At 59.2% G+C, this 9,729-nt stretch carries 8 protein-coding genes; 5 read left to right on the plus strand and 3 right to left on the minus strand.

Going from position 1 to position 9,729, the window contains the following annotated elements:
* The 3 genes from EPN93_00005 to EPN93_00015 all read right to left on the minus strand — a co-directional run.
* The coding region (locus EPN93_00005) for a hypothetical protein (protein ID TAL39987.1) at positions 1–549 on the minus strand (549 nt) is incomplete at its 3' end.
* Positions 550–724: 175 nt separating this feature from the next.
* Positions 725–2,707 (minus strand): acetate--CoA ligase, encoded by a 1,983-nt coding sequence (acs, locus tag EPN93_00010; protein ID TAL39988.1) that lies wholly within the window; start codon positions 2,705–2,707, stop codon positions 725–727.
* Between the two features lie 109 nt (positions 2,708–2,816).
* The gene (locus EPN93_00015; GenBank protein TAL39989.1) at positions 2,817–3,416 is read right to left on the minus strand and encodes a hypothetical protein; all 600 of its coding nucleotides are present in this window, start codon (positions 3,414–3,416) and stop codon (positions 2,817–2,819) included.
* A 231-nt stretch (positions 3,417–3,647) separates the two neighbouring features.
* Here EPN93_00015 and EPN93_00020 point away from each other — a divergent pair, with 231 nt between their 5' ends.
* The 5 genes from EPN93_00020 (at position 3,648) to EPN93_00040 (ending at position 9,172) form a co-directional block, all read left to right on the plus strand.
* Positions 3,648–4,229 (plus strand): TetR/AcrR family transcriptional regulator, encoded by a 582-nt coding sequence (locus EPN93_00020; protein TAL39990.1) that lies wholly within the window; start codon positions 3,648–3,650, stop codon positions 4,227–4,229.
* A gap of 11 nt (positions 4,230–4,240) precedes the next feature.
* Positions 4,241–5,011: a hypothetical protein gene (locus tag EPN93_00025; protein ID TAL39991.1), complete on the plus strand. Its 771-nt coding sequence runs from the start codon at positions 4,241–4,243 to the stop codon at positions 5,009–5,011.
* Positions 5,008–5,505, plus strand: a complete 498-nt coding sequence (locus tag EPN93_00030) for a hypothetical protein (protein TAL39992.1) — start codon at positions 5,008–5,010, stop codon at positions 5,503–5,505. Before EPN93_00025 ends, EPN93_00030 begins: the two co-directional genes overlap by 4 nt.
* Positions 5,506–5,645: 140 nt before the next feature.
* Entirely contained in the window at positions 5,646–6,827 is a 1,182-nt protein-coding gene (locus tag EPN93_00035) for an MFS transporter (protein ID TAL39993.1), read from the plus strand.
* 341 nt (positions 6,828–7,168) lie between these two features.
* Positions 7,169–9,172, plus strand: a complete 2,004-nt coding sequence (locus EPN93_00040; GenBank protein TAL39994.1) for a HAMP domain-containing protein — start codon at positions 7,169–7,171, stop codon at positions 9,170–9,172.
* Positions 9,173–9,729: the final 557 nt, after the last annotated feature.

The following is a 9,729-nucleotide window of genomic DNA, read 5'->3' on the forward strand; positions in this document are numbered from 1 at the left end:
GTTGAGAATTCCCATGTGCTCATCCACCTTTCCAAGCCCGCGCAGCCTCACATAGAGGAACCCGAGATATACCGATATCTGCGCTGCCGCACCGATAAAAAGGAGCTTTACAAAAACGACATGCGGGGCGCCCACGACAAACAGGTCCTTGATCAGTCGGATCCGCTCATCGGATCCGATCAGCAGGTAGGCCGCATCCGCCGTGACCGCGCAGGCCGTTGGGAGCAGCAGGAGCGCCTTCCGTGCGGGAAGTGCCTCTTCCGGCAGTATGACCAGATGGTAGGCGAAGAAGAGAAGCGGCGAAAGCATGAACATGAGCGTCACGTGAAAGGCGAGCGCCAGGGGAACCCGGAACGCGGCACCCGCGGTGATGATCCCTGTCTGCCAGAGCACGATTCCCAGGCAGGAAAAAAGCGCGGCCAGGTTCCAGTTCGCACGCCTTCGCGGCGTCACCAGGAGCTGCCCTGCGGAAAACACTATCGCGTACCCGCCCGCGAAAAAGATAAAGTAATCCGGCAGGTCGTTCAAGATGTATTCAAGGGCTGTCATAGCGGTTCGGCCTCAGGCTGTGGAGCACGATAAGGGGCCGGGGAAGTATACGCAAGCCAATAATGAAGTCAATAATGAAGGCGCACAAACGTTTGTGCGCCTTCATTATTGCGCGCATAAAAAACGGGGGCTCGGATTTGCATCCGAACCCCCGTGTGATGCAGGTTAAAAAATCTTACTTCCCGAATATCTTCTTCGCGTCGTCCATGAGGGAATCGACCACTGAAGGATCGGAAAGAGTGGAAATGTCGCCGTAGCCGGACTTGTTGAAGTCGGCGGCGGCAATCTTCTTGAGGATGCGGCGCATGATCTTTCCGGAGCGGGTCTTGGGAAGTCCGTCCGCCCACTGGATGATTTCCGGAGTCGCGATGGGGCCAATCTCCTTGCGCACGTGCGCGATAAGCTCTTTCTTGAGTTCGTCGGTCTTTTCCACGCCGGTCTTGAGCGTCACGAAGGCGAAGATTGACTGACCCTTGATCTCGTGCGGATAACCGACGACGGCCGATTCGGCAACCTTCGGGTTCGAAACAAGCGCGGACTCGACTTCCGCGGTACCCATGCGGTGGCCGGATACGTTGATAACGTCGTCGACGCGGCCGGTGATCTGGTAATACCCGTCCTTATCGCGGCGGCAGCCGTCACCGGTGAAATACTTGCCGGGGAACTGGCTGAAGTAGGTGTCGAACATCCTCTTCGGATCGCCATAGACGCCCTGCATCTGGCCGGGCCATGAACGATTGATGCAGAGGTTGCCCTCGCATATGCCCTCGAGGGGATTGCCGCCGTCATCAACGATTGAAGGCTCGACGCCGAAGAAGGGAACGGTCGCCATTGCGGGCTTGATGTCGATCGCGCCGGGCAGCGGGGTAATGAGGATGCCGCCCGTCTCGGTCTGCCACCAGGTGTCCACGATGGGGCACTCGCCGCGGCCGATCTTGTTGTAGTACCAGTTCCACGCTTCGGGGTTCAGGGGCTCGCCCACGGAACCGAGGAGGCGGAGGGACTTGATGTTGTGCTTGTCCACCCAGCTGTCGCCTTCCTTCGCGATCGCGCGGATGGCAGTCGGGGCGGTGTAGAAAATGTTGACCTTGTGCTTTTCGCATACGGCCCAGAAGCGGCCGAAATCCGGATAGGACGGAACCCCTTCAAACATGACGGAGGTCGCGCCGTTGGCGAGCGGACCGTACACGATGTAGGAGTGACCCGTAACCCAGCCGATGTCGGCGGTACACCAGTAGACGTCGCCGTCATGGTAGTCGAAAATCATCTTGTGGGTATATGCCACGTAGGTGAGATATCCGCCGGTTGCGTGCGCAACGCCCTTGGGTTTTCCGGTGGAACCCGATGTGTAAAGAATGAACATGGTATCGGTCGCGTCCATTTCCTCGGGCTTGCAGTCCGCGCTCGCCGTTGCCATCTCGTCGTGCCACCACTTGTCGATCTTGTCGTTCCACTTTACGGCAACCTTGTCGCCCACGCGCTTAACCACGATATGGAGACCGACATTCGGGCTCTGTGCGATCGCGGCGTCGGCATTGTCCTTCTGGGGAACGGCTTTCGCCCCGCGCATGGTACCGTCGCAGGATACGACCACACGGCTGTCGCAGTCGACGATACGGTCGCGAAGCGCCTCGGCCGAGAACCCGCCAAATACTACCGAGTGGATTGCACCGATACGCGTACAGGCAAGAATGCCTATCGCGAGCTCGGGAATCATGGGGAGGAACAGGGTGACGCGGTCGCCTTTCTTGACGCCGTACTTCTTCAGCACGTTCGCGAATTTGCATACCTCGGTGTGCATTTCCTTGTAGGTGAGCTTCCTGGTCTCGCTGGGATCGTTGCCTTCCCAGATGATTGCGACCTGGTCCCCTCTCTTTTCGAGATGCCTGTCAAGACAGTTGTAGGAAACATTCAGTTTCCCGCCGACAAACCAGGAAACCTTGAGCTCCTCCGTGGTCTTGCCGTAGTTCGAAGCATTGACCTTGTCCCACTTCTTGAACCAGGTAACGTACTCCTCGGCTTTTTTCGCCCAGAACGCGTCTGAATCGGCAAGGGACTCTTTCCAAATCTTCTCGTAATCGGCCCTGCTCTTTACATACGCCTTCTGTCTGAAACTTTCGGGAACCGGATAGATTTCCTTTAAGGTGACTTCTGCCATCTATGACCTCCGATAAAATATTTAATTATTGTACATGAGTGCGGGCAGTCGTCACGGCCAGTGGGCGCTGCCTTGTCACACCCAGAATACTCCAAGACGGATTTGTGCGTCAGCCCTCGCTCCGCTGCGACAGGTAATCGGCGATCATCCTGTCGTACTCGGAGGTGCTCCTGAAAACCTTGACCGCGAGCCGGAAGTTGGTGCGCGCGGACACGCTTCCGCCGCTTTTCTTCATTTCATCGAGCACCGGGCGGTAATCCGCCGGATCGATGAGTACGGTCACGCTCTCGTTATTCTTCGCGGAAGACCTGAGCATTGCGGGGCCGCCAATATCGATGTTCTCGATGGCGTCCTCCAGCGTGCAGCCGGGCTTCGCGATAGCCTGCTTGAAGGGATAGAGGTTGATGACGATCATGTCTATGGGTTCGATGCCGTGCTCTTTCATGACCCGCACGTGCTCTGGATTGTTCCTGAGGCCCAGAAGCGCGCCGTGGACCTTGGGATGCAGCGTCTTCACGCGGCCGTCCATCATTTCCGGGAACCCGGTATACTCGGACACGTCCGTAACCGCCAGGCCCGCCTCGCGCAGCATCTTCGCGGTGCCGCCGGTCGACAGGAATTCCACCCCGAACGAGGCAAGCTCGCGGGCGAACTCCACCGCGCCGGTTTTATCCGAAAGACTTATGAGGACCCGTTTTATGAGCGCCATAGACACCTAAAATTAATATATTCAGACAAAACAGATATGTTCTTATTTAATTAATCACTATAGTTGAGGCCATTTTCGGGTCTATTGAAATCCGAGTGGCTGAAATGACAAGCACTTTTTCCGCTGCTTCCCGTGCCGGCGACCTAAAAAACCGACATTTTTTCCAAAGTAACTGTTGACAAATATGGGGGTCCGATATTATTTTATACCGAATCGGTACAAAAGTTCAAAATGAAAGAACAGAAGCATCATCGGATACTTGAGGCAGCGGAACACCTGATCGCGCGTTTCGGCATGCGAAAAACCGGGGTCGACGAGATCGCGCGGGCGGCCCGCGTCGCGAAGGGAACCCTGTACAATTACTACGGCAGCAAGGAAGGGATCGTCCGGGAGCTCATCCGGGAAAAAATACGCAGGTTCGACGAGCGGCTGGAGGGGGTCTTTCGCGAATTCTCCGATCCGGTGGAAAAGATCCGCTCCGTGGTGCACGAGCATTTCCGGTTCCTGTGCGCGAACCCCGGGCTCACTGTGCTCGCGCTCGACGATTCACCCGAGGGGGAGGCCCTCACGGGCGAGCTTGACGGCCGCGAAAAATCGCTCATATCGCGGCTGGTGGGCGAGGCGCGCCAAGCGGACAGCATTGCCGATGCCGATCCCGCCCAGACCGCCGATGCGCTGCTGTGCATGGTCCGGGGGCTTGAACGCGCGCTCCGGTTCCGGATTCCCTCCGGGCCCTTTGAGAGCATAAGGGATGATATCGACCGCGCCATAGGCCTTTTACTTGCCGGTCTTAAAAAAAATCGCACTATCTGAATGGGGGACGGATGCAGTACGACCCGCGGACACTGGCGTTTCTATTTATTTTCTACTCGATGTGCGGCTGGTGCATCGAATCCTTTTACCGCTCCGTGAACGCGCGCGCCTTTGTGAATCCCGGGTTCCTGAGGGGCCCGTATGTCCCGCTGTACGGGACCGGCGCAATCGTGATCCTCGCCGTGTGCGCGCTTACCGCGGATTTCTCCCTCACCGCGCGCATGGCCGTGTACTTTTTCTCCATATCCCTGCTCGAGCTGGCCGTGGGCGAGGCGATGCTGCGCCTCTTCGGAAGGCGCCTGTGGGACTACCGCGACGAGCGCTTCAATATCCGGGGCCACGTGTGCCCGGGATTCTCGCTCTACTGGGTGGTGCTCGCGCTCATTTTCGAGAACACCGTGTACCCGGTGACGGTGCGCCTCATGGCCAGGGCCGATTCCACGCTCACCTTCATGTTCAGCCTGGCGGCGGGGGCCGTCATGGCGGTCGATCTCTTCTATTCGTCGGGGGCGGCGGGCGCATCGGCGCGGCTGGTGCGCGAGACGCATGCGCTCATCCGGGGAGGCAGGGTATGGGAGCCGGGCCGGGCCTTCGCGTCGCTGTGGACACAGGTATCGCTGCCGGGGGAACCGCACGCTCCGCGGCCGCAGTATATCGGACCCCTGAATGCCGCGCGGGCGTGGGCCGGAAAACGGCGCAGGGAAATCCGGGGAAAATTCCGGTCCGCCCTGAAAAGTAACGGTATAGTGAGGGGAATTCTCTCGCGCGCGGAGCGTCCATGAAACGAAAACAGAAACGATACGACGACATGTTTCGTCATCCCGAGATACGGGAGATTCTCGCGAGCGAGGATTTCCAGCGGCTGGGCCTCTACACGCACCATGGAAGGGTGACGCGCAAGGACCATTGCCTCGCGGTCGCGGGAATGGTGTACGCGATGGCGCGGCGCCGCCGGCTCGACTACATCTCGGCGACGCGCGCCGCGCTGCTCCACGATTTCTTCTTCTACAACTGGCGCACCGAGGGCCCGCGCCTGCACGGGCTTCGCCACCCTGCGCTGGCGTTCGAGAACGCGCGGACGCGATTCACGCTCAACTCAATCGAGGAGGACGCGATCGTCCGCCACATGTGGCCCCTCACCCCCAGGCCTCCGCGTTATGCGGAATCCTACCTGGTCTGCATGGCCGACAAGGCGGTCGCGCTGGGCGACTATTCCAGGTTCCTGCGCATTCCCCGGCGCAGGCGCGCGGCGCTGGGCGTCATTAATTATCATTGACGGGAAGAGAAACACGCCCCCCCAATGCGTCCTGGGCGAAACGCGGATTGCCCGGACAACACCGTGAGCTGGCTGCAATAATCAACGGTTCCCGCCAATCTGAATACGCATTACGGAAGCGCGGCTCCTGCAATAACGCCATGGAAGAAAGAGGATTCCATTCCCACGAAAAAAAGCTTATAACCGGCATAAGCCTGGTTATGGGCCTGCGCATGCTGGGCATTTCGATGATCATCCCGGTTTTTTCCATTTTCGCGACGGAGCTCCCCGGTTCCACGCCGACCCTCGCGGGGCTCGCGGTGGGAACGTTCGGGATCGTGCAGATCGCGCTCCTCGTTCCCTTCGGCCGCCTGAGCGACCGATGGGGCCGCAAGCAGGTGACGCTCCTTGGCCTGGGGGTATACCTCGCCGGCATGATCCTCTCGGGGCTCTCGAAGAGCATACAGCAGCTTATAGGGGCGCGGGTGCTGGCGGGGGCGGGCGCGATCAACGGCGTCACCATGGCCTGGCTCACCGAGGGCGTTCCCGCGCACAAGCGCTCGGCGGCCCTATCGTACGTGGGAATTGCCATGGGGCTTTCCGTCATATTCGGCTTTACCCTTTCCCCGATCATCGCCGCGAAGGCGGGCATCCCGGTCCTTTTCTACCTGTGCGCGTCGCTCATCTCGGTCACCATGCTGTACACGATCTTCCAGCTGAAAAACCATGAATCCGGGATCGAGGAGCATATCGAAATATCGGGTAACGGCGTTTTGGCCGCGCTGAAAAACCGCGACCTCGCGCGCCTGAACGCGGCGGGCTTCGTGGGTAACCTTGGGCTTTCCATGGTGTTCTTCGTCCTCCCGCTCCTCTTCCACCGGAGCATTGGTCTCGAAGCCATGTGGAAGATATACGTTCCCATCTCTCTCGCCGGCACGGCCTGCATGTTCTATTTCGGGAAAAAGGCCGACCGGTACGGTACGACGCCCGTCACGATCCTTGGGCTCGCGAGCGAGGCCGCCGGGGTGTTGTGCGCCGTAATCGGGGAATCCACGGCGGGGCTCTTTGTCGCCTTCCTCCTGTTTTACATGGGGCACTGCATCATGGCGCCCGTGCTTCCCGCCGCCGTCTCGCACTACCCGAATCAGCGGCTCAAGGGCACCGTGATGAGCATCTTCAATTCCTTCCAATTTTTAGGATCGGGAATCGGGGGGGTTCTGGGCGGGGCGATCTTCGAGCTTGACTACCGCTATGCGTTTATCGGCCTCGCCCTCATGCTCGCGGGCTCCATTATGTACATGCGTCCGTACGCGGCCTTTGCGCGGCATCCCGCCCGGGCTTAAAAGGCCCTTCCTGCCGCCCATTCCATTCGAAGGAACCCGATTCCACGTGCGTTTCCGGGTCCCCGGGGTGTATCATGATCGCCCGGCGACGGGGTGCAGGGTCATGGAGCGGGCCATCCCCTTGCGCACCGCCCCCAACGGACGTTATGCGGTATCGTAAAGTAAGGAAACCTCCACGCATGAATGGTCCCTGCCGCGGGGACCGCCGTAAGACAATCGAATTTTTTATGGCGCCATGGGCGTATGATTGCTATAGTTATACTGTTCACCCAATGTTGTCCTCATCTTATAACGCTTCAGCTATTTGAGCATTTCGATTCCAGCAGCGACGGTACGGCCCGATGAAATTCCGAGATTTGACAATCGCCAAAAAATTCTCCCTTATCGTCATCGTCTTCATGGTGGTGTTTATCCTCATCATGTCAATAAGCCTGCGCGTCGTCGTGGGGTTTGTGCTCGATCGCTATTTTGCGGGCGAGGTGCGCGAAAAGGCCGCGCTCGCCACGAGCAACATCGAGTCGATGAGGAACACTGCGCTCGCCGCGACGGAATGGTTCCAGAATTCCCCCCGCCTTCTGCGCGCCTTCCAGGCCAATGACCGCGACGCGGCGGTCAAGGTCGGCAAGACCGCCATGAAATCGTTTAATCTTGACTATTTCGTCGTAACCGATAAAACCGGCACCGTCTTCGTACGCGCCCATTCCCCGGAAAAATTCGGGGACAGCATATCCAACCAGGCAAATATCAAGAAGGCGTTCGATGGCCAGCGAAGCGTGGGGATCGAGGAAGGCACCGTAGTGAAATATTCCATACGCGCAGGGGCGCCGCTTATGGATGAAGGGGGAAGGATCGTCGGCGCGATCTCCATGGGGTACGTGCTTTCGAACGACTCGTTCGTGGACGGCCAGAAAAAGATTCTCGGCTGCGACACGACAGTCTTCTATGGCACGGAGCGCATCTCGACGAGCCTGATACGGGACGGCAAACGCCTGACCGGCACGCAGCTCGAGCACCAGAAGATCATCGATACCGTCCTGGGCGAGGGAAAGGAATACTATGGCGACGCGACGATACTCGGGAAGCTGTATCATACCGCCTACCTGCCCCTCCGGGACGTGAACGGGAAGGCGACCGGCATCTTCTTCGTGGGCAAGGACGCCGACGTCATAAACGATCTCATCTGGAACCTGCGCATATTCATGCTCATAATACTGGCGCTCACGGGCACCGGTTTCGTGGCGCTCATCATCAAGTCGGTGCGGACCCTGATCCTGCGGCGCATCGAGAAAACCACCGCCATGCTCAAGGACATCGCCGGCGGCGAGGGCGACCTCACCGCGCGCATCGAGTCAAACAGCAACGACGAGATCGGCGAGCTCGGGGATAATTTCAACACCTTCACCGCAAAGATCCAGGGTGTGGTGCGGGACATCATAGGCATCGCCCAGAACCTTGCGGCGGCGTCGGAGGAGCTCTCCGCGTCCACCATGAATTTTTCGGAGAGCGCCCAGGGCCAGGCTGCCTCGGTCGAGCAGGTCAACGCGACCACGGAGGAGCTCGCCGCGGGCATGGAACACATCGCGACCAGCACGACCGCCGAGTTCAAGAACGTGAACACGCTCGCGGAAAGGATGAGCGCGCTTTCGAGCTCCATCGAGCGGATGGGCAGGATCATAGGCGACGCGACGACGCTCACCGGCGAGATGTCCGGACACGCGCGCGCGGGCAGCGAATCCCTGGGGCTCATGGATTCCAGCATGCAGACGATCACGGAAAGCTCGCAGAAGGTGTCGAGCATACTCGAGATCATCAACAACATATCGGACCAGATAAACCTCCTGGCGCTCAACGCGGCCATAGAATCGGCGCGGGCCGGGGAGGCCGGGCGCGGGTTCGCCGTAGTCGCCGACGAGATATCGAAGCTCGCCGACCAGACCGCGCGCAGCCTCAAGGAGATCGGGGCGCTCATCAAGGTCAACAGCGACGAGATCACGCGCGGCCATCAAAACGTGGACACGACCGGCCACACGATGCGTCTCATCATCGACAGCATGAGCTCAATAAGCGGCATGATGGACGGGATCTCGGCGAGCATGAGGGAACAGCTCGAGGCGAACGAGGGGATGCGCAGGATCGTGGACGACGTGCGCTCGAGGACCGAGGAGATCAAGAACGCGACCGGCGAACACCTGCGCGCCACGGACGAGATCGTGAAGTCCTCCGGCTATATAAACGAGAAGACGCAGACGATTGCCTCCGGCGCGGAGGAGCTCGCCTCGACCGCCGAGGAGATCACCGGGATGGCCGAAACGCTTCGCATGAAGGTGGACTTTTTTAAGGTCTGACGGGGGAGCTGTTCACCACACCGGGTACGCAGGGTCCCGCACGAAAACCGTCGTGCTGCCCGTCTTTTCGTTCGTCACATGCAGCTCTTTCATGCCATTCCGGAATTCGGCGCGATGCCGTATGCCATCAAGCGAAAATCCGAACGTCGATCTCTTCAGATCGACATGCTGTTCATTCAATAATTTCATACCGGCCCACGGGTCGCCGAACATCACGGCGAACAGGTTCTCGTTTTGTTCCACGCACAGGGCCTTGCCCGACTTTTTATCCACGAAGGTGCCCGCGCACGGATAATGCGCCGGCTGTTCCGACATGAACCGTCCATCCGGGGCGACGCGGGAATAGTGAAACCGCCGATCCCGCGACGTTGCGGTACCCAGGTCCTGTTCCCCGGGATCGAATCCCATCCAGGTTTCCTCGATCGAAAGATTCCTGCCCACCCTTCCCGTTTCGCACTGAAGCTTCATAAGCGAGAATACCCAGGCGATCGTCTTTGAATCGATGATTGTCCCGTCGCGTGCAACGTTGATCAGAATGTAGTACCGGGCCGGCATGG

It is taken from the genome of Spirochaetota bacterium (assembly GCA_004297825.1).
Lineage (GTDB): Bacteria > Spirochaetota > UBA4802 > UBA4802 > UBA5368 > FW300-bin19.